The following is an 18,260-nucleotide window of genomic DNA, read 5'->3' as shown; positions in this document are numbered from 1 at the left end:
CGGGCCGGCACTGACACGCCCATGCAGCCGCTTCGCCACTTTGTCCTGGCCGTCCAGTTCTTCAGCCGCATCCCGGTCACGGGGCGGCTGGCCGCCTGGGCTGGCTGGAGCCCCCAGCTGCAGCACGCCAGCGTTGCCCATCTGCCCGGCGTCGGCTGGCTGGTGGGCGCATGGGGCGCAGCGTGCCTGATGGCAACGGGCTGGCTGCTGGCGCCCAGCCCCTGGATGCCGCTGGTTGCCGCCGTTCTTTCCACCGTGGCCACGCTGTGGCTGACCGGGGGACTGCACGAAGACGGATTGGCCGATGTGGCCGACGGCCTGGGCGGCTTTGTCCCGCCCGAGCGCGCGCTGGAAATCATGAAGGATTCGCGCCTGGGCGCCTACGGCGCCATGGCGCTGGTGATGGCGCTGCTGGCCAAGCTATCCCTGGTCGCGCTGCTGGTCGACATCCGCGTGCAATGGGCGGCCTTGCTGCTGTGCAGCATCCATGTGCTGTCGCGCATGGCGCCGCTGGCCCTCATGCAATGCCTTCCCTATGTGGGCCAGGCCGCCCACTCCAAGGCCTTGCACGCCGCGGGTCGGCCATTGGCTGCCAGGGGCCTGGTCGCGGCAATCCTCTGGTGCCTGCCCGCCCTGGCGCTGACAGGCTGGCTGGGGGGCCTGCCGCTCGTCATCGGCCTGGTCCTGCCCGGCGCCCTGGCCACGGCCGCCATGGTGCGCTGGCTGCGCCGCCGGCTGGGCGGCATGACGGGGGATTGCCTGGGCGCTGCCCAGCAGGTTTGTGAACTGGCCATGCTGCTGGGAGCCGCCGCCGTACTGGTGCGCGTGCCATGAACTCCGTCTGCGCCAACCCGGCGCCACGCCTTTGGCTGGTACGCCATGCCCGCCCCCTGGTGGCGCCCGGCATCTGCTATGGCCGACTCGACATGCAAGCCGACGCCCAGGCCACGGCCGATGCGGCGCAGGCCCTGCACCTCGCCCTGCCTGCGGATTGCCGGCTGGTGCATTCGCCCCTGCGCCGATGCCGTCAATTGGCACAGGCCCTGCAGGCACTGCGGCCCGGCCTGGCATCGGCAGCGGACAGCCGCCTGCTGGAGATGGACTTCGGCGAGTGGGAAGGCCAGCCCTGGGATGCGTTGGACCGCGGCGCCATCGATGCCTGGGCGGCAGACCTTGCCGGGCACGCGCCGGGCCGGGGAGAGTCCCTGGCGACCATGCTGCGCAGGGTGGATGAGGCCTTGCAGCAGGCGAGCAGGGGTTCGGTGGGCGATGGCGCCGCACGCGACACCGTCTGGATCACCCATGCCGGCGTGGCGCGCTGCGTGCAATGGCTGATGCGCGAAGGCAGCGCCCTGCCCCAGGCGGCCCAATGGACGCTGCCCGCGCCTGACTTTGGCGGCTGGCTGGCGCTGGACCTGCCGTTGCCGCGTTGACCGGGATCAGCGCTTGTCGGGCAGGGGAATCTGCAGCGTGATGGAAGCCGGGCCATCGACCCTGGGGCCCAGGCGCGCCTCGCGGCCCGACACCGACTGCAGCACCACGCCGTCTTCCACGGCGCGCCCCACGCGGAAGGGCTTGGCCGGCTGGTTGCCCACGGCGATGACCGCCGCTCCGCCGCCGCTGTCGCGCCCGGCCAGCACACCGACCAGCGCATAGCGCGAGACCACAGGCGCTGCAGCGGGGGCAACGGCGCCCTGCGCGGCCGCCACGCCTCCCAGCGCCTGCGCCAGCGCGGGCGCATCGACCTGCAAGGGCTCGGCGGGCGCGGGTGGCACGGGCGCTCCCGCGCCGCCGTTGCCCAGGCGCATGGCCCAGAAAGCCACGACGCCGGCAGCCAGCAGCCAGAGCACGAATGTGGCCGCCTTGACATGCCAGGTCCGGGCCTGGCCGCGGTTCAATGAAAGTGTCACCATCGCGCGATTATGATGGAGCGATATGTCCAATTTGCTGCACCGTTCCATGACCAGCCTTCCCCGCCGTCCGTTGCCTGCCCTGCGCACTGCCGTCCAGCGCGGCTTCACGCTGATCGAGCTGATGGTGGTCCTGGTCATCATCGGCGTGCTGGCGGCCCTGATCGTGCCCAATGTGCTGGACCGCGCCGACGATGCCCGCGTCACGGCTGCACGCACCGACATCACCAACATCTCCCAGGCGCTCAAGCTCTATCGCCTGGACAACCAGCGCTACCCCACGGCCGAGCAAGGCCTGCAGGCCCTGATCGTCCGCCCCACGAGCGGACCGCTGCCCAACAACTGGAAGCCCTACCTGGAAAAGCTGCCCAACGATCCTTGGGGCCGCCCCTACCAGTACCTGAATCCTGGCATCAAGGGCCCCATCGACATCATGTCCTTTGGCGCCGACGGCCAGGCCGGCGGAGAGGGCAAGGATGCCGACATCGGCAGCTGGCAATAAGTCGATGGCCCGGGCGACGGCCCGCAGGGGCCGCGCCGCACCGCACCACAGGCCCGCACTCCCAGCGGGCCTGCCTGCTCTCATGCCCCGCCAGACCGCTCCCTCCTCCCTGTCCACCCCTTCGCGCGGCTTCACCCTGCTGGAGCTGATGGTCGTCATCAGCATCATGGCGATTGCCGCCGCAGGCGTGAGCCTGTCGCTGCGCGACAGCGGACAGGCGCAGCTGGAGCGCGAGGCCGAACGCCTGGCCGCGCTGCTGGAGTCGGCCCGCGCCCAGGCCCGTGCCAACGGCGTGCCCGTGCGCTGGCGGCCCATGCCGCAGGGCTTTCGCTTCGAGGGACTGCCGGCCAGCGCACAACTGCCTTCCCAGTGGCTGCAGCCCGGTGTGCAGGCGCAGCCGGCCACGCCGCTGGTGCTGGGCCCCGAGCCGCTGATTCCACCCCAGTCCGTCACGCTGACGCTGCGCGACTCCACCAGCCCGCCGCTGCGCGTGACCACGGATGGACTGCGCCCCTTTGCCGTGCAGTCCCTGCCATGACAGCCCTCCACGGACCGCGCCGAAAGCACGGTGTCCCCAGGCGCCCGGCACGCGGCTTCACGCTGATCGAGGTGCTGGTGGCCCTGGGCATCGTGGGCATTGCGCTCATGGCCGGTCTGCAGGCCACATCGGCCCTGACACTCAATGCCGAGCGCCAGTCCGAGGTGCTGCTGGCCCAGTTGTGTGCGCAAAACGAGCTGGTGCGCATGCGCCTGTCGCGCCAGATGCCGCCCGTGGGCGACAACAGCCTCACCTGCGAGCAGGGCGGCCGGCAACTGCAGGTCAGGCTCAGCGTGCGGCCCACGCCCAATCCCAGCTTCCGCCGTGTCGATGCCCTGGTGGTCACGGCAGAGCATCCCGTGCTGCGCGTATCCACCATCGTGGGACGCTTCTGAATGCGCTTGCGCCACCCTTCCCGCACGCACGGCTTCACCCTGGTGGAGCTGATGGTGGCCATCGCCGTCATGGCCCTGCTGGCCCTGGTGAGCTGGCGCGGACTGGACAGCATGGTGCGCTCGCAGGAGACCATTCGTGCCCGCAACGAGCAGCAGATGGTGCTGCAGACCGTCATAGCCCAATGGAATGCCGACCTCGAAGCGCTGATGCCGCTTGAAAACACACAGGTCATCGACTGGGACGGCCAGGTGCTGCGCATGACCCGCAAGAGCAGCGCCGCCGTGGACGACGGCGCCGTGGTCGTCGCCTGGGCGCGCCGCCAGACGGCCGGACGCGACCAGTGGCTGCGCTGGCAGTCGCCGCCGCTGCGCACGCGCGCACAGTGGCGCGATGCCTGGAACCAGGGATCGCAATGGGGGCGCAACCCCTCGGACGACCAGCGCCGGCGCGAAACCGTGCTGATGCCCCTGGACCAATGGCGCCTGTACTACTACCGCGACAACGCCTGGAGCAATCCGCAGTCCAGCGGCTCGGACAACGGCACGGGCACGGTCAACCCGCCGTCCGGCGGCACCAACAGCAGCGCGCAGCTGCCCACGATTCCCGACGGCATCCGCGTCGAACTGACCCTGCCGCCCGACAGTGCCATTCCTGGCCGCGTCACCATGGACTGGGTCAACCCCTTGCGCTCCAACAGCCGATCATGATGCGCGCACCCCGCCCCCTGCCCGGCCGCCGCCGCCACCGTGGCGTGGCCCTGCTGGCCGCCATGCTCACGGTGACCCTGGTGGCCACGTTCGCCGCCACCGCGCTGTGGCAGCAGTGGCGCAGCGTGGAGGTCGAGACCGCCGAGCGCAACCGCATGCAGGCCGCCTGGATCCTGCTGGGTGCGCTGGACTGGTCGCGCGTGGTGCTGGCCGAGGATGCGCGCACCAGCCTGCAGGTGGACCATCTGGCCGAACCCTGGGCCGTGCCGCTGCAGGAGGCGCGCCTGTCCACCTTTCTGGCGGCGCAGAACAACGTCAGCCAGGTCGATGACGGCATGGCCGACATGCAGGACGCCTTTCTCTCGGGCCAGATCATCGACCTGCAGTCGCGCCTGAACCTGCGCAACCTGCTGAGCGCCCCCGACAAGCCCGAAACCCTGCGCCCGCTGTCCCGCCTGCTGGAGCGCCTGAACCTGCCCCCTGCCTATGCCACGCAGATCGTCCAGGCCCTGCGCGCAGCCGCCACCCCTGGCGAGGGCGCGCAATTGCTGATGCCGCGCACGCTGCGCCAGTTCGGCTGGCTGGGCCTGCCGCCCGAGGTCGTCGCGCGCCTGGAGCCCTACATCACCCTGCTGCCCGAGAACACGCCCGTCAACCTCAACACCGCCAGCGCCGAAGTCATCTGGGCCAGCGTGGAGGACCTGACCTGGTCCCAGGCCAGCCAGCTGGTGCAGTTGCGCGCATCGCGCCCGCTGCGCAGCCTGGCCGATGCCTCCAACGCGCTGGGCCTGCCGCAGAAATTCGAAGGACAGAACCTGTCGGTGGCCACCAGCTTCTTCGAGGCGCGTGGCCGCATGCGCCTGGGCGAGATCGTGGCCAGCGAACGCTCCATGTTGCGTCGCAACAACATGACAGTCACTACCATCTGGCGTGAGAGGGGGGACTGGGGATTGCCCGAAGCTCCCGCGCCATGACAGATGGCTGTCACACTCGCCCCCTACAATGCCCGCTTCCGCCCATGAGCACCTTGATTCTTCATCTGCCTGCGGGCCCCGCTGGCGAATACGCCTACGCACTCAGCAGTGACGGCCTGCGCGCCGACCGGCATGGCCACGCCGCCGCAGGCCTGCTGCCCGATCCTGGCCGCACCGGCCAGACGGTTGCCGTGGTGCCGCACCAGGCCTTGTCCTGGCATCTGGTCAGCCTCCCCCATGGCGTGCCTACGGGAAGCCGGCGCGGACATGTGCGCCTGCGCGCCGTGCTCGACGGGCTGCTGGAAGAGCGCCTGCTCGACGAGCCCTCCCAATTGCACCTGGCCCTGCAGCCGCAGGCACGCGCAGGCGAGCCCTGCTGGGTTGCCGCCTGCAACAAGGCCTGGCTCCATGCCCACCTTCAGGCCCTGGAATCCGCAGGGCGGCCCGTGGGCCGCATCGTGCCGGAATGCCCGCCCCAGGCCACGCCCCAGCTCTGGGCCGTGGGCTCACCCGAATCGGCCTGGCTGCTGGCCACCGGCCTGAGCACCGCCGCGCAGGGCATGGACTCGCTGGCCTGCCTGCCGCTGCGCACCGACAGTGCCGACCCCGCCATGCTGGCCGCCCTGCTTCAGGCCCTGCCTCCCGACACCCCGATCCAGGCCGACCCGGCGCTGGCCCGCGCCGCCGAGGCCCTGCAGCGCCCCGTCAGCCTGCTGACGGACGCCCAGCGCGGCCTGGCGGCCCGCGCACAAAGCTGGGATCTGGCGCAGTTCGACCTGGATCTGGGCGGCGGCAGCCGCACACGCCGGCGCATGCTCGACGGCTGGCAAAGCTTTCTGCGCGCGCCGCAATGGAAGGCCGCGCGCTGGGGCGCCGTGCTCGCCCTGCTGGCCCAGGTAGTGGGCCTCAATGCCTGGGCCTGGACCGAGAACCGCGCCATCGCAGCCAAGCAGGTCCAGGTGCGCTCCACGCTGGCCACCAGCTTCCCCCGCGTGCCCGTCATCGTCGACGCGCCCGTTCAAATGCAGCGCGAAGTCGCCACGCTGCGCCAGACCGCCGGCGCGCTGACTCAGGGCGACCTGGAGCCCCTGCTGGCCGCCGCATCCCGGGCCCTGCCCGCTGGACAGTTGCCCCAGGCCATGGACTACCAGGACCGGCAGCTGCGCCTCAAGGGCGTCTCCCTGGAGGCCGAGGCACTGGAGCAGGCACAACAACATCTGGCCGGCAGCGGCCTGCGACTGCAGCGCGACGGCGCCGACCTGCTGCTTGCCCAGGAGGCCCGGCCATGAACATGCGCGCATCCCGCCAAAGCCTGGCACCCCTGCGCGCGCGCTGGAATGCCATGGCGCCGCGTGAACAGAACATGACCCTGCTGGCCGGTGGCGTGGTGGCACTGGCCCTGCTGTGGTGGGTGGCACTGGCCCCCGCCCTGCACAGCCTGCGCACCGCGCCCGAACGCCATGCCCAGGCCGACCGCCAGTTGCGCCAGATGCAGCTGCTGCAGGCCGAGGCCGAGCAGCTGCGCGGCAACGCACGCCCCGTGGTCGGCGATGCCAAGGCGCTGCTGCAAAGCTCGCTGTCCGCCGAACTGGGCGCCTCCGCCCAATTGAACTGGATGGGCGACCGCGCACAGATCACGCTCAAGGCCGCACCCGCCGCCGCGCTGGCGCGCTGGCTGGCCCAGGTCCGCAGCAACACCCATGCCGTTCCGGCCGAGATGAAGCTGGCCCGCAGTGCCTCTGCAAGCACTGCCGCCGCCTCCGGCGCAGCAGGCGCAGGCGCTGCCGATGCCGTGCGCTGGGATGGCAGCCTGGTGCTGGACCTGCCCGTCGATCCGTCGCGGGCGCCTTGAGCATGCAACGCAAGCCCCGCTCCCAGCCAGCCCTGCGCGCACCGCGCGGCTGGGCGCTGGCCGGTGCCCTGTGCGGCCTGGTGGCCACCACCGTCGTCTGGGCGCCCGCCGCCTGGCTGGCGCGCGGCGTGGATTCGGCCACGCAGGGCCAGGTGCTGCTGCAGCAGCCGCGCGGCACGCTGTGGAATGGCTCGGCCTCCCTGGTCTTCACCGGAGGCGCCGGCAGCCGCGACCGCACGGCCCTGCCCACACGGCTGGAATGGACGCTGCGCCCGCGCCTGGACGGAGCCCGCATACAACTGCGCAGCGAATGCTGCACACCCACTCCCGTGGTGCTGGACCTGCTGCCCCGCTGGCAGGGCCTGAGCGCCGTGGTGCATGACAGCGACACGCGCTGGCCTGCCTCCCTGCTGTCCGGTCTGGGCACGCCATGGAACACGGTGGACCTGCAAGGCCAGCTGCGGCTGGCCACGCAGGCCCTGCAACTGCAGCTGCTGTGGCAATCGGGCCGCTGGCGCAGCGAAGGCAGCACGCGCCTGGAGGCGCTGGCCGTATCCTCACGCCTGTCACCGCTGCGCCCGCTGGGCAGCTACCGGCTGGACATCCTCGGGGGCGACAGCCCGCAGCTGCAGCTCAGTACCCTGACCGGCGACCTGCGCCTGAGCGGCCAGGGCCAATGGGTGGGCCAGCGGCTGCATTTCCAGGGCGAGGCCTCGGCCAGCCCGGAGCGCGAAACCGCGCTGTCCAACCTGCTCAACATTCTGGGACGGCGCCAGGGGCCCCGGTCCATCATTTCCTTTGGTTGATCCATGACTCAGCAGCACACGACCCCGTTCTGGCGCAACACCCTGCACACGCTGGCCGTCAGCGCCATGCTGGCCTGCACCGCTGGCACCGCCCAGGCCCAGCAGACCAATGCACCGGCCGGCGCCACGCCCAGCCTGCGCCCCGGCGAGCCTGTGACACTGAATTTCTCGGGCGCCGACATCGAGGCCGTCTCGCGCGCCATCGGCGCCATCACCAACCGCAACGTGGTGGTCGACCCCCGCGTCAAGGGCCAGATCACGCTGCTGACCGACAGGCCCGTGCCGCCTGCCACCGCCTACCAGCAGTTCCTGGCCGCGCTGCGCCTGCAGGGCTTCACCATTGTCGAATCGGCCGGCCTGTACAAGGTCATCCCTGAAGCCGACGCCAAGCTGCAGGCCAGCGAAGTGGCCGTGGGCGCGAGCCGCAGCAGCGCGGGCAGCCAGATCGTCACCCAGATCTTCAAGCTCAACTACGAGAACGCGGCCAACCTGGTGCCCGTGCTGCGCCCGCTGATCAGCCCCAACAACACCATCAACGTCAACCCGGGCAACAACTCGCTGGTCATCACCGACTACGCCGACAACCTGCAGCGCATCTCGCGCATCGTGGCGACCATGGATGTGTCCAACGCCACCGATGTCGAAATCATCCCGCTGCGCCATGCCGTGGCCACCGACATGGTGGCCCTGGTCTCGCGCCTGATCGAAGGCGGCACGGCCAGCCCCGGCGGCCTCACCGTGACCGCCGGCGGCGCCAATATTCCGGGCCAGAGCGACAACGCCTTCAAGACCTCGCTGATGGCCGAGCCGCGCAGCAACTCCATCGTGCTGCGCGCGGCCAACCCCGCACGCCTGGCCCAGGTGCGCTCGCTGATCGCGCGGCTGGACCAGCCCGCCATGAACGGCGGCGGCGACCAGGGCAACATCCATGTGGTCTATCTGAAGAACGCCGACGCCGTGGCGCTGGCCGCCACCTTGCGCGCGGCCATAGGCGCCCAGGCCACGGCCGCGGGCACGGCCAGCGGCCAGCCCGGTGCGGGCGGCACCACGCCGCAGGGCGGCGGCATGTCCTCCATTCCCACCTCGCAGCCCGTGGTCTCGCGCGACTCCAGCGGCACGGCATCCATGGGCATGGGCTCGTCCTCGGGCCTGGGCAGCGGCGGTGGCGGCGGCGCCCTGGGCGTGGCCCAGCAACCCTCCACGGGCGGCATGATCCAGGCCGATCCTTCGACCAACTCGCTGATCATCACGGCCCCGCCGCCCGTCTATCGCCAACTGCGCGCCGTGATCGACAAGCTCGACGGCCGCCGCGCCCAGGTGCTGATCGAAAGCCTGATCGTCGAAATCAAGGACAACCGGCTGGCCCAGTTCGGCATCCAGTGGCAGGCCATGCTCAGCAACAACGGCCGCGTGATTGGCACCCTGGGCACGAACTCCAATGTGGCGGGCGCCAACATCCTGAACCTGCTCGGCCTGGTCAAGGATGGAGGCCTCGACGGCAGTGCCATCACGGGCGACACGCTGACCAGCCTGAGGGGCACCAACCTCGGCTTCACGCAGCGCGTCAACGGCAAGGACACTCTGGGCTTTCTGGCCAACTTCCTGCAAAACAGCGGTGACGCCAACATCCTGTCCACGCCCAACCTGATGACGCTGGACAACGAGGAGGCGCGCATCATCGTGGGCCAGAACGTGCCCATGGTCACGGGCTCCTACGCCAGCAATTCCACGGGCGGCACGGTCAACCCGTTCACCACTGTGGAGCGCAAGGACGTGGGCCTGATGCTGCGCGTGCGCCCGCAGATCAACGAGAACGGCACGGTGAAGCTGGCCGTGTTCCAGGAGGTCTCCTCGGTGGACGAGTCCACGCGCAAGGACACCAACGGCCTGACCACCAACAAGCGCTCCATCGAGTCCAACGTGCTGGTCGAGGACGGCAACATCGTCGTGCTCGGCGGCCTGATCGACGACAACTACTCCCAGGCCGAGGACCGGGTGCCTCTGCTGGGCGACATCCCCGTGGTCGGCAACCTGTTCCGCAACACCAACCGCAAGCGCAACAAGACCAACCTGATGGTCTTCCTGCGCCCCGTGGTGATGCGCGATGCGACTGCGACCAACCAGGTCTCTTCCGAGCGCTACGAAGCCATCCGCGCGCAGCAACAGAGCCTGCAGCCCGAGCCCAGCGCCCTGCTGCGCTCGGTCAATGCCGCGCCCGTGCTGCCCACGCTGACGCCGCAGCCGGACCCCGGCTCGTTCACCAACCCGGCCGCCATCGTCAACGTGCCGGGCGCAAAGCCCGAGCTGATCGACTTCACCCAGCCGCAGCCCGCCGCTCCCGCCGTGCCGGCAGCCCCCGGCGCGCTCTGAGGCAGGAAGGCCCCATGCGCTATCCCCTGCCCTATTCGTTTGCGCGCACCAGCCAGCTGCTGATCGAGGACGACGGCCACGAGCCCCTGCTCTGGCACGGCCCCTCGCCCGACTGGCAGGCCCTGTCCGAAGTCCAGCGCAAGCATGCGGTGCAGCGCTGGCAGATGCTGGATGCGGGCACGCTGGCGCACCGCATCAGCGCCGCCTATTCGCAGGGCGAGTCCAGCGCGGCCCTGGTGGTCAGCGAGGTCGAGTCCGACGCCGACCTCTCGCGCATGATGCAGGAGCTGCCCGCCGTCGAGGACTTGCTGGAGACTGCGGACGACGCGCCCATCATCCGCATGCTCAACGCCCTGCTCACGCAGGCCGCGCGCGACGGCGCCAGCGATATCCACATCGAGCCCTATGAGCGCCACTCCAGCGTGCGCTTTCGCGTGGACGGCGACCTGCGCGAGGTCGTGCAGCCCAACCGGGCCCTGCACGCGGCGCTGATCTCGCGCCTGAAGATCATGGCCGACCTGGACATCGCCGAAAAGCGGCTGCCCCAGGACGGCCGCATCAGCCTGCGCCTGGGCACGCGCGCCATCGACGTGCGCGTCTCCACCCTGCCCAGCGCCCACGGCGAGCGCGCCGTGCTGCGCCTGCTGGACAAGAGCGAGAGCAAGCTCAGTCTGGAGGCCGTTGGCATGCAGGGCGAGACGCTGAGGCGATTCACCCACATGACGGCCCAGCCCCACGGCATCGTGCTGGTCACCGGCCCCACGGGCTCGGGCAAGACCACCACGCTGTACGCGGCGCTGTCGCGCATGGACGCCAGCCACAGCAACATCATGACGGTGGAAGACCCCATCGAGTACGAGCTGGCCGGCGTGGGGCAGACGCAGGTGAACGCCAAGATCGAGCTGACCTTCGCCAAGGCCCTGCGCGCCATCCTGCGCCAGGACCCGGACGTGATCATGATCGGTGAAATCCGCGACTTCGAGACCGCGCAGATCGCCATCCAGGCCTCGCTGACGGGCCACCTGGTGCTGGCCACGCTGCACACCAACGACGCATCCAGCGCCGTCACCCGCCTGATCGACATGGGCGTGGAGCCGTTCCTGCTGTCGTCCTCCCTGCTGGGCGTGCTGGCACAGCGCCTGGTGCGCAAGATCGACACCACCGAGCCCAGCGGCTACCGGGGGCGCACCGGCATCTTCGAGATGCTGGTGGTGGACGACACCATCCGCGCGCAGATCCACCGCCAGGCCAGCGAGGCCGAGATCCGCGACACCGCGCTGGCCTCGGGCATGCGCCTGATGCGCGACGACGGCGAGCGCCTGGTGCGCGAGGGCATCACCACGCCCGAGGAAGTGCTGCGCGTCACGCGCGACTAGGCGCAGGCGGCCACGCCCGACCCTGCGCAGCACGGGGCATCCCCGTTTGCCACAATGGTCGGCATGTTGGAATCCCTACGCGCCTGGAGCGCTCCCTATGGCGGCGACCTGTTCCTGTGGGTCGCCACGCTGAGCCTGATCAGCTATATCGCCCTGTGGTGGTTCAAGTCCCGGCTGTCCACCAGCCAGCTGCGCCGCGTCATCCGCCTGTCGGCGCTGGTGGCGCTGCCGCTGTCCTGGCTGGCCATCCAGCAGGGCGAGAACCATCTGGCGGCTGCCATCCTCCCCCTGGTCTGGTGCGTGGTGCTGGGCATCACCTGCGCACGGGAAATGTCCAGAAGAAACTGAGTGCGCGAACGCGCACCAGGAATGCCCTGGCGCGGCAAGGCCCGCGCCGCCCACACCCACCGTGAACTGGAAGTTGGAACCTGCCATGACATCATTCAATGAAGTCCGTCTGTCCATGCTCGACCTCGTGGCCGTGCGCGAAGGCGGCACCGTCGCCGAGGCCCTGGACATTGCGCTGGCCACGGCCCGCAAGGCCGAGGCACTGGGATTCGAGCGCTACTGGCTGGCCGAGCACCACAACATGCCCGGCATCGCCAGCTCGGCCACGGCCGTGCTGATCGGCCACATCGCAGGCGGCACCTCGAAGATCCGCGTGGGCTCGGGCGGCATCATGCTGCCCAACCATGCCCCGCTGGTGGTGGCCGAAGCCTTCGGCACGCTGGCCGAGCTGTACCCGGGCCGCATCGACCTGGGCCTGGGCCGTGCGCCCGGCACCGATGGCGCCACCATGCGCGCCCTGCGCCGCGACCGCGTCGAGACCGAGGAAGACTTCCCCCGCGACGTGATGGAGCTGCAGCGCCTGCTGGGCCCGGCCACGCCCGAGCAAAAGCTGGTGGCCACGCCGGGCGCGGGCACCAACGTGCCGATCTGGCTGCTGGGCTCCAGCCTGTTCTCGGCCCAGCTGGCCGCCCACCTGGGCCTGCCCTACGCCTTTGCCTCGCACTTCGCGCCGCGCATGCTCTACCAGGCCGTGCAGCTGTACCGCAGCCTGTTCAAGCCGTCGGCCCAACTGGCCAAGCCCTACGTGATCGTCGGCGCCCCCGTGATCGCCGCGCCCACCGATGACGAGGCCGAGTACCTGGCCAGCAGCACCTACCAGCGCGTGCTGGGCATCATCACGGGCCGGCGCGGACTGCTGCCGCGCCCCATCGAGAACTATGCGACCCAGCTCGGCGAGCAGGAGCGCCGCGCCATCGGCGACTTCCTGGCCGTGGCCTCCATCGGCGGCCCGGACAAGGTGCGTACGCGCCTGCAGAAGCTGCAGGCCGACACCGAGGCCGACGAGCTGATCCTGGTCAGCGACGTGTATGACCGCGACCTGCGCCTGCGCTCGCTGGAGATCACGGCCGGCGTCATGGGCCGCTGAAGGCATGAGCCGCTCCGCCCGGCTGCTGCAGCTGATCGACCTGCTGCGCCGCGCGCGCCTGCCACAGGCCGGGCCGGTGCTGGCCCGGCAGCTGGACGTGAGCCTGCGCACCCTGTACCGCGACATTGCCACCCTGCGCGAACAGGGTGCAGCGATTGCGGGCGACCCGGGCGTGGGCTATGAGATGCGGCCCGGCTTTCTGCTGCCGCCGCTGATGTTCACGCCCGATGAGCTGGAAGCCCTGCTGCTGGGCGCGCGCTGGGCCAGCCGCCAGGCCGACCCCGAGCTCGCCCAGGCCGCCACCGCCGCGCTGGACCGCATACGCAGCGCGCTGCCGCTGGAGCTGCGCATCGAGGTGGACACCAGCGGCCTGCTGGTGCCGCCCATCTGCCACGAATCCGTGACCGAGCCCTGGCAGACCGCGCTGCGCCTGGCGATACGGCGCCAGCACCGGGTGCTGCTGCACTACACGGATGAGAAGGGCCAGCCGACCGAGCGCCAGATCTGGCCTTTTGCCATGGCTTTCTTCGATCAGCGGCGCATTCTTGCGGCTTGGTGCGAACTGCGCCAGGACTTCCGCCATTTCCGCGCCGACCGCGTGCGCTCCGTCACCGATCTGCAGGAACGCTATCCCGACCACCGCAGCGGCCTGATCGAACGCTGGTCGCGGCAACTGGGCTACACGGTCCGCTGACACCACTGCTGACAAAAACTGTCAGCATGGCCTCCTACAGTCGCTCCCATGGCCTTCTCGCCATGCATTCGAACCACTGGGAGCCTTCATGAACGACTCGATCAAGCCGCTGCGCTTTTACTTCCACCCCCGCTCGCGCGCCGTCATCGCGCGCTGGATGCTGGAGGAATGCGGCGCCCGCTATGAGCCCGTGCGGCTGGAATACGGCAGCACCATGAAGGCTGCCGACTACCTGGCCATCAATCCCATGGGCAAGGTCCCCGCCCTGGTGCACGGCGAGACCGTGATCACCGAACAGGCCGCCATCCTTGCCTATCTGGCCGACATCTTCCCCGAACGAAGGCTCGCACCGGCCGTGGACAGCCCGCTGCGCGGCGTCTACCAACGCTGGATGTTCTTCCTGGCCGGCCCCGTCGACGCCTTGATAACTGCCAAGAGCCAGGGCCACCTGGAGCAGCAGACGGCCGACCAGGCCATGTCCGCCGGCTATGGCCGCTATGACGACGTGGTGCAGACGCTGCGCCAGGCCGTGGCCGGCAGGCGCTACCTGTGCGGCGACCAGTTCACCGCGGCCGACGTGCTCATGGCCAGCTACCTGCGCTGGGGCACGATGATGAAGCTGCTGCCCGCGCTGCCCGAATTCAGCGACTACGGCCAGCCGCTGATGGAACGCCCGGCCTCGCTGCGCTCCATCCAGCTCAACGAAGCGGACCTCGCGGCCCAGCCGGCATAAGGACCAGGCAGGGGCTGCCGCCGACTGCGGCGGCGGCCTCGCCATCCAGCCGTCACCGGCAGCGGCTACCATCGGGGGTTGGATCGCCGCCTGGCGTTTCCTGAACGCCATCCCTTTCCCAGCCCTTCCCGACTCCCGCCGCGCATGCCTGCCTTTTCCTTCGAAGCCCTGGATGCACAAGGTCAGACCCGCAAGGGCACGATCGAAGCCGACAACGCGCGCGCCGCGCGCAGCCAGCTGCGGGCCCAGGCCCTGGTGCCCATGGCCGTGGAGATCGTGGCCTCGGGTTCTGCGTCCGGCCCGCAGGGCGGCGCCTCGCGCTGGCTGACCCGCCCCGTCCTTGGCTCCACGGGGCTGACCGTTTGGACGCGCCAGATGGCGGGGCTGGTCGGGTCAGGCCTGCCCATAGAGCGCGCCCTGGCCGCGCTGTCCGAAGAAGCCGACGACCCGCGCCAGCACCACCTCGTGGCCGCGCTGCGCGCCGAGGTCAACGCAGGCTCCACCTTTGCCCGCGCCCTGGCCCAGCACCCGCGCGAGTTCTCCGACATCTACTGCGCCGTGATCGGCGCCGGCGAGGCCAGCGGCAGCCTGGGCCCGGTGCTGGAGCGGCTGGCCGACGACCTGGAATCGCGCCAGGCCCTGCAGTCCAAGCTCATTGGCGCAGCCCTGTACCCGGCCATCGTGACCCTGGTGGCCATTGTCATCGTGCTGTTCCTGGTCAGCTACGTGGTGCCCCAGGTGGCCAGCGTGTTCGCCGGCACCAAGCGAGCCCTGCCCTGGCTCACCGTGGCCATGCTGGCGCTCAGCGACTTCGTGCGCAGCTATGGCTGGGCCGCGCTGATCGCCCTGGTGCTGGGCGCCGTGGGATTCCGGCTGTCCATGAAGAACCCCGCGCTGCGCGAGCGCTTCGACGCCTGGTGGCTGCGCCTGCCGCTGATCGGCCGGCTGGCGCGCAACTACAACGCGGCACGCTTTGCCGGCACGCTGGCCATGCTGGCGGGCGCAGGCGTGCCCATTCTCAAGGCCTTGCAGGCCGCAGCCGAAACGCTGGGCAACCGCGCGCTGCGTGCCGATGCCATGGACGCGCTGGCCCTGGTGCGCGAGGGCGCGCCGCTGGCCTCGGCCCTGGCGCAGAAAAAGCGCTTCCCGGGCCTGATCTCCATGTTTGCCCGCCTGGGCGAGCAGACCGGCCAGCTGCCCGTGATGCTGCAGCGCGCGGCCAACCAGCTGTCCACCGAGGTGCAGCGCCGCGCCATGCACCTGGCCACCATCCTGGAGCCGCTGCTGATCGTGGCCATGGGCATGGTCGTGGCCCTGATCGTGCTGGCCGTGCTCATGCCCATCATCCAGCTCAACCAGTTCGTCAAATAGCGAAAAGCGCCAAGCCATGTCCGTGACCCTGCAAGACAAGCTGGTCGTCGCCATCTCCTCGCGGGCGCTGTTCGACTTCGAGGAGGAGAACCGGCTGTTCGACGCCGGTGACGAGCAGGCCTACATGCGCCGCCAGCTGGACTTGGTGCACCAGCCCGCACGCCCGGGCATCGCCTTCCCGCTGGTGCGCAAGCTGCTGGCCTTCAATACGCCCGAGGTGCAGCGCGTGGAGGTGATGATGCTGTCGCGCAACGACCCGGCCAGCGGCATGCGGGTCTTCGCCTCGGCCAAGGCGGCCGACATGCACATAGAGCGCGGCGTGTTCACGCGCGGGCGCGATCCGTTTTCCTACCTGCGGCCACTGGGCGCCCACCTGTTTCTTTCGGCCAACGAGGTCGATGTGCGCAGGGCGCTGTCCATCGGCTTTCCTGCCGCGCGCGTGATGGTCGATTCCACGCCCGCAGGCGACCGCTACCCGCAGGAGGTGCGCATTGCCTTCGACGGCGATGCCGTGCTGTTCTCCGACGAGGCCGAACGCGTCTACCAGCAAGGCGGGCTGCCGGCCTTTCTGCGCCACGAGGTCTCCCATGCCGCCACGCCGCTGGCGGAAGGGCCGTTCAAGCCGCTGCTGGTGGCGCTGCACCGGCTGCAGCAGCAGGCGGACTCGTCCCAGACCATGCGCATTCGCACGGCCCTGGTGACGGCGCGCAGCGCACCGGCGCACGAGCGTGCCATCCGCACGCTGCTGGAATGGGGCATTGCGGTGGACGAGGCCATGTTCCTCGGCGGCCTGGAAAAGGGCCCGTTCCTGCGCGAGTTCGAGCCGGACTTCTTCTTCGACGACCAGACCGGCCACGTCAACTCGGCCGCGCGCCATGTGCCGGCAGGCCATGTGAGCAGCGGCATCTCCAATCCGGACACCGATCCGCCGAAGTAAACAATTGCAAAGGGCGGGCCAGCCGTGCTTGCAAATGCCGGTTCCGTGCCCAAATAAAGCCCATGCATTTTCCCCTCATGAACCGCTCTGCCCTGCTGCGCCGGCCACCGCTGCTGCAGGCCGCCGTCGTCGTGCTGCTGACCAGCGCTTTCATGCTGCCCGCGCGCGCGCAGGCGGCAGAAAACGCAGCCACCGAGCAGGCAACGGCCAGCCCGGCGCCGCTGACCAAGGGGGAGATCAAGGCCCAGCGCGAATTCAAGATGCTGGACTTCAACAAGGACGGCAAGCTCAGCCGTGCTGAAGTGGCGCTGTTCCCGCGCCTGTCGGCGGCCTTCGACGAGGCCGACACCGACAAGGACGGCTACGTCTCCTATGCGGAAGTGCAGGCCTTTGCCGTCAAGTACCGCGCCGAACGCGACAAGGCAAAGGCCAAGGCGCAGGCCGAAGAGGCAAAGGCCGCCGAGCGTGCGGCAGCCGAGCATGCTGCAGCCGCACCCGCTGCCAGGGACAAGAAGGAAGGCGAAGGCTCAAAGGACTGAACCTTCTTGCCGCGCCCCTGACACTCAAAGACCGCCGGTACGCTTGACCTTGGGTTCCGAATAGGTCAAAGGCTCATCGCGCACCTGCATCTTGTTGCGGGCCACATCGTCGGCCTTGCTGACCTCCTGGGCCTGCTCCACCGCCATGGCGCTGGCACGCCACATGGACTGGATGAACTCGATGAGCTGCTTGGAGATCGGCTCCTTGGGCGGCTCCTCGACCTCTTCCTTCTGCTTGATCTCCTCGGCCAGCGTCCAGTCGCGGTTTTCCTGGTCCACCACGGACGGCTTTTCAGGATCGCGCACCACCCGGCCTTCGCCGATGCGGTCCGTGGATTCGACGGCGTTGGTGGCGTTCACAGGACGCACGGGCACCGCGCCCGACGCACCGGTGGAGTACAGATCGGCGCTTTGCGGGCGCCACGGTATGGGTGATCGGTCAACAGGTGGAATTGGCATGGCTCGACCCTCTTGCTGGATGTGTGCTGTGGGCGGGAATTTCCCGCCGTCGCCTCATCATCGACAGAAGCTGAAAGAACTGAAGCGCTTTTTTTGAAAGACGCTTCGGCCTGCCTCAAACCAAGGGTAAACCCCTTATTCACCCCGACCAGGCGCTAGAGGAAGCGCTCCAGCAGCTTGCGCGAGGTGCGGTCCAGCGCCGTGCTGTCGGGCACGCTGAACTGCACGCCGTCCTGGCTGGTGATCATCAGGTGCGTGCGGCCCGACAGGCGCCGGATGTCCTCTTCGGCCTTGAGCACGAGCTGCACGGGGCCCCGGTCGGTCTCCAGGTCCCAGGTGCTGGGCGTGGAAAAGCCGGACACCTTGTGGATGCGCTGGATGACGGGCACGAACTCGCGCACGGCCAGGTCTTCCTCGATCAGCGTGCGGGCCTGCGCCGGCAGGTGGTCCATGTGGTCCACCCACAGCGCCTCCTTTCCATCGACGGAGACCAGGGACAGGCCTTCCAGCGGCGCGGCAATGGGAAAGGCGCGCACGGGCACCACGGATTCGTGGCGCGTGCCGTCGGCCAGGATCAGCACCAGGCGGCCATGGGCGTTGCGCTCCATGCGCACACCGCTCAGATCGGCGCCGGCAGCGGAATGTTGGGCGTTGGACATGG

Annotated in this window: 22 protein-coding genes; 19 read left to right on the top strand and 3 right to left on the bottom strand. The window is 69.6% G+C overall.

Annotated features, from left to right (window positions below; genetic code table 11):
- Nucleotides 1-21: 21 nt before the first annotated feature.
- Nucleotides 22-834, top strand: coding sequence for an adenosylcobinamide-GDP ribazoletransferase (locus tag ACUTR7_RS23880; RefSeq protein WP_445609967.1), 813 nt, complete (start codon nt 22-24; stop codon nt 832-834).
- Entirely contained in the window at nt 831-1,433 is a 603-nt protein-coding gene (locus tag ACUTR7_RS23875) for a histidine phosphatase family protein (RefSeq protein ID WP_445609966.1), read from the top strand. The genes ACUTR7_RS23880 and ACUTR7_RS23875 overlap by 4 nt, the downstream gene beginning before the upstream one ends.
- A 6-nt stretch (nt 1,434-1,439) precedes the next feature.
- Here ACUTR7_RS23875 and ACUTR7_RS23870 read toward each other — a convergent pair whose 3' ends face one another.
- On the bottom strand, nt 1,440-1,913 hold the full coding sequence (locus ACUTR7_RS23870; RefSeq protein WP_034397087.1) for a type II secretion system protein N: 474 nt from the start codon (nt 1,911-1,913) through the stop codon (nt 1,440-1,442).
- A 22-nt stretch (nt 1,914-1,935) separates the two neighbouring features.
- Here ACUTR7_RS23870 and gspG point away from each other — a divergent pair, with 22 nt between their 5' ends.
- The 17 genes from gspG to ACUTR7_RS23785 all read left to right on the top strand — a co-directional run bounded on the left by gspG (nt 1,936) and on the right by ACUTR7_RS23785 (nt 17,140).
- Entirely contained in the window at nt 1,936-2,412 is a 477-nt protein-coding gene (gspG, locus tag ACUTR7_RS23865; RefSeq protein WP_012207486.1) for a type II secretion system major pseudopilin GspG, read from the top strand.
- Between the two features lie 82 nt (nt 2,413-2,494).
- A complete protein-coding gene (locus ACUTR7_RS23860) occupies nt 2,495-2,950 on the top strand; it encodes a GspH/FimT family pseudopilin (protein ID WP_013800658.1) in 456 nt (151 codons plus the stop codon).
- A complete protein-coding gene (gene gspI, locus ACUTR7_RS23855; RefSeq protein ID WP_445609965.1) occupies nt 2,947-3,345 on the top strand; it encodes a type II secretion system minor pseudopilin GspI in 399 nt (132 codons plus the stop codon). The genes ACUTR7_RS23860 and gspI overlap by 4 nt, the downstream gene beginning before the upstream one ends.
- Nucleotides 3,346-4,053 (top strand): prepilin-type N-terminal cleavage/methylation domain-containing protein, encoded by a 708-nt coding sequence (locus tag ACUTR7_RS23850; RefSeq protein WP_013800656.1) that lies wholly within the window; start codon nt 3,346-3,348, stop codon nt 4,051-4,053.
- The gene (gene gspK / locus ACUTR7_RS23845; protein WP_043822088.1) at nt 4,050-5,027 is read left to right on the top strand and encodes a type II secretion system minor pseudopilin GspK; all 978 of its coding nucleotides are present in this window, start codon (nt 4,050-4,052) and stop codon (nt 5,025-5,027) included. The genes ACUTR7_RS23850 and gspK overlap by 4 nt, the downstream gene beginning before the upstream one ends.
- Before the next feature lie 44 nt (nt 5,028-5,071).
- Entirely contained in the window at nt 5,072-6,316 is a 1,245-nt protein-coding gene (gene gspL / locus ACUTR7_RS23840) for a type II secretion system protein GspL (RefSeq protein WP_096914023.1), read from the top strand.
- Nucleotides 6,313-6,879, top strand: coding sequence for a type II secretion system protein GspM (gene gspM / locus ACUTR7_RS23835; RefSeq protein WP_097201360.1), 567 nt, complete (start codon nt 6,313-6,315; stop codon nt 6,877-6,879). Before gspL ends, gspM begins: the two co-directional genes overlap by 4 nt.
- Before the next feature lie 2 nt (nt 6,880-6,881).
- A complete protein-coding gene (gspN, locus tag ACUTR7_RS23830; RefSeq protein ID WP_065346788.1) occupies nt 6,882-7,685 on the top strand; it encodes a type II secretion system protein N in 804 nt (267 codons plus the stop codon).
- Between the two features lie 3 nt (nt 7,686-7,688).
- Nucleotides 7,689-10,055, top strand: a complete 2,367-nt coding sequence (gene gspD / locus ACUTR7_RS23825) for a type II secretion system secretin GspD (protein WP_063328353.1) — start codon at nt 7,689-7,691, stop codon at nt 10,053-10,055.
- Nucleotides 10,056-10,069: 14 nt separating this feature from the next.
- On the top strand, nt 10,070-11,431 hold the full coding sequence (locus ACUTR7_RS23820) for a GspE/PulE family protein (RefSeq protein ID WP_013800651.1): 1,362 nt from the start codon (nt 10,070-10,072) through the stop codon (nt 11,429-11,431).
- A gap of 63 nt (nt 11,432-11,494) precedes the next feature.
- The gene (locus ACUTR7_RS23815; RefSeq protein ID WP_223275171.1) at nt 11,495-11,779 is read left to right on the top strand and encodes a hypothetical protein; all 285 of its coding nucleotides are present in this window, start codon (nt 11,495-11,497) and stop codon (nt 11,777-11,779) included.
- Nucleotides 11,780-11,864: 85 nt separating this feature from the next.
- A complete protein-coding gene (locus ACUTR7_RS23810; protein ID WP_445609964.1) occupies nt 11,865-12,866 on the top strand; it encodes an LLM class flavin-dependent oxidoreductase in 1,002 nt (333 codons plus the stop codon).
- Nucleotides 12,867-12,870: 4 nt separating this feature from the next.
- Nucleotides 12,871-13,560, top strand: coding sequence for a helix-turn-helix transcriptional regulator (locus ACUTR7_RS23805; RefSeq protein WP_013800648.1), 690 nt, complete (start codon nt 12,871-12,873; stop codon nt 13,558-13,560).
- A gap of 88 nt (nt 13,561-13,648) precedes the next feature.
- Nucleotides 13,649-14,293 carry a glutathione S-transferase family protein gene (locus ACUTR7_RS23800; protein ID WP_445609963.1) on the top strand — a complete coding sequence of 215 codons (645 nt, stop codon included), beginning with the start codon at nt 13,649-13,651 and terminating at the stop codon, nt 14,291-14,293.
- Nucleotides 14,294-14,437: 144 nt separating this feature from the next.
- Complete coding sequence (gene gspF / locus ACUTR7_RS23795; RefSeq protein WP_238001825.1) at nt 14,438-15,664, top strand: type II secretion system inner membrane protein GspF; 1,227 nt, start codon at nt 14,438-14,440, stop codon at nt 15,662-15,664.
- A 16-nt stretch (nt 15,665-15,680) separates the two neighbouring features.
- Nucleotides 15,681-16,601 (top strand): 5'-nucleotidase, encoded by a 921-nt coding sequence (locus ACUTR7_RS23790; protein WP_013800645.1) that lies wholly within the window; start codon nt 15,681-15,683, stop codon nt 16,599-16,601.
- A 62-nt stretch (nt 16,602-16,663) separates the two neighbouring features.
- Nucleotides 16,664-17,140, top strand: coding sequence for an EF-hand domain-containing protein (locus tag ACUTR7_RS23785; protein ID WP_445609962.1), 477 nt, complete (start codon nt 16,664-16,666; stop codon nt 17,138-17,140).
- Between the two features lie 24 nt (nt 17,141-17,164).
- Here ACUTR7_RS23785 and ACUTR7_RS23780 read toward each other — a convergent pair whose 3' ends face one another.
- Nucleotides 17,165-17,599 (bottom strand): hypothetical protein, encoded by a 435-nt coding sequence (locus ACUTR7_RS23780; RefSeq protein ID WP_012207503.1) that lies wholly within the window; start codon nt 17,597-17,599, stop codon nt 17,165-17,167.
- Nucleotides 17,600-17,754: 155 nt separating this feature from the next.
- Nucleotides 17,755-18,258 (bottom strand): cyanophycin metabolism-associated DUF1854 family protein, encoded by a 504-nt coding sequence (locus tag ACUTR7_RS23775; protein ID WP_013800643.1) that lies wholly within the window; start codon nt 18,256-18,258, stop codon nt 17,755-17,757.
- Nucleotides 18,259-18,260 lie beyond the last annotated feature (2 nt).

The organism is Delftia sp. NA_296.1 (genome assembly GCF_052692095.1).
This window is presented reverse-complemented; position numbering and strand designations above follow the sequence as displayed.

Bases quoted from the DNA above. Each gene is read 5' to 3' on its own strand.
- ACUTR7_RS23880 (WP_445609967.1), top strand. From the start codon at position 22: ATGCAGCCGCTTCGCCACTTTGTCCTGGCCGTCCAGTTCTTCAGCCGC.
- ACUTR7_RS23875 (WP_445609966.1), top strand. From the start codon at position 831: ATGAACTCCGTCTGCGCCAACCCGGCGCCACGCCTTTGGCTGGTACGC.
- ACUTR7_RS23870 (WP_034397087.1), bottom strand. From the start codon at position 1,913: ATGGTGACACTTTCATTGAACCGCGGCCAGGCCCGGACCTGGCATGTC.
- gspG (WP_012207486.1), top strand. From the start codon at position 1,936: ATGTCCAATTTGCTGCACCGTTCCATGACCAGCCTTCCCCGCCGTCCG.
- ACUTR7_RS23860 (WP_013800658.1), top strand. From the start codon at position 2,495: ATGCCCCGCCAGACCGCTCCCTCCTCCCTGTCCACCCCTTCGCGCGGC.
- gspI (WP_445609965.1), top strand. From the start codon at position 2,947: ATGACAGCCCTCCACGGACCGCGCCGAAAGCACGGTGTCCCCAGGCGC.
- ACUTR7_RS23850 (WP_013800656.1), top strand. From the start codon at position 3,346: ATGCGCTTGCGCCACCCTTCCCGCACGCACGGCTTCACCCTGGTGGAG.
- gspK (WP_043822088.1), top strand. From the start codon at position 4,050: ATGATGCGCGCACCCCGCCCCCTGCCCGGCCGCCGCCGCCACCGTGGC.
- gspL (WP_096914023.1), top strand. From the start codon at position 5,072: ATGAGCACCTTGATTCTTCATCTGCCTGCGGGCCCCGCTGGCGAATAC.
- gspM (WP_097201360.1), top strand. From the start codon at position 6,313: ATGAACATGCGCGCATCCCGCCAAAGCCTGGCACCCCTGCGCGCGCGC.
- gspN (WP_065346788.1), top strand. From the start codon at position 6,882: ATGCAACGCAAGCCCCGCTCCCAGCCAGCCCTGCGCGCACCGCGCGGC.
- gspD (WP_063328353.1), top strand. From the start codon at position 7,689: ATGACTCAGCAGCACACGACCCCGTTCTGGCGCAACACCCTGCACACG.
- ACUTR7_RS23820 (WP_013800651.1), top strand. From the start codon at position 10,070: ATGCGCTATCCCCTGCCCTATTCGTTTGCGCGCACCAGCCAGCTGCTG.
- ACUTR7_RS23815 (WP_223275171.1), top strand. From the start codon at position 11,495: ATGTTGGAATCCCTACGCGCCTGGAGCGCTCCCTATGGCGGCGACCTG.
- ACUTR7_RS23810 (WP_445609964.1), top strand. From the start codon at position 11,865: ATGACATCATTCAATGAAGTCCGTCTGTCCATGCTCGACCTCGTGGCC.
- ACUTR7_RS23805 (WP_013800648.1), top strand. From the start codon at position 12,871: ATGAGCCGCTCCGCCCGGCTGCTGCAGCTGATCGACCTGCTGCGCCGC.
- ACUTR7_RS23800 (WP_445609963.1), top strand. From the start codon at position 13,649: ATGAACGACTCGATCAAGCCGCTGCGCTTTTACTTCCACCCCCGCTCG.
- gspF (WP_238001825.1), top strand. From the start codon at position 14,438: ATGCCTGCCTTTTCCTTCGAAGCCCTGGATGCACAAGGTCAGACCCGC.
- ACUTR7_RS23790 (WP_013800645.1), top strand. From the start codon at position 15,681: ATGTCCGTGACCCTGCAAGACAAGCTGGTCGTCGCCATCTCCTCGCGG.
- ACUTR7_RS23785 (WP_445609962.1), top strand. From the start codon at position 16,664: ATGCATTTTCCCCTCATGAACCGCTCTGCCCTGCTGCGCCGGCCACCG.
- ACUTR7_RS23780 (WP_012207503.1), bottom strand. From the start codon at position 17,599: ATGCCAATTCCACCTGTTGACCGATCACCCATACCGTGGCGCCCGCAA.
- ACUTR7_RS23775 (WP_013800643.1), bottom strand. From the start codon at position 18,258: ATGTCCAACGCCCAACATTCCGCTGCCGGCGCCGATCTGAGCGGTGTG.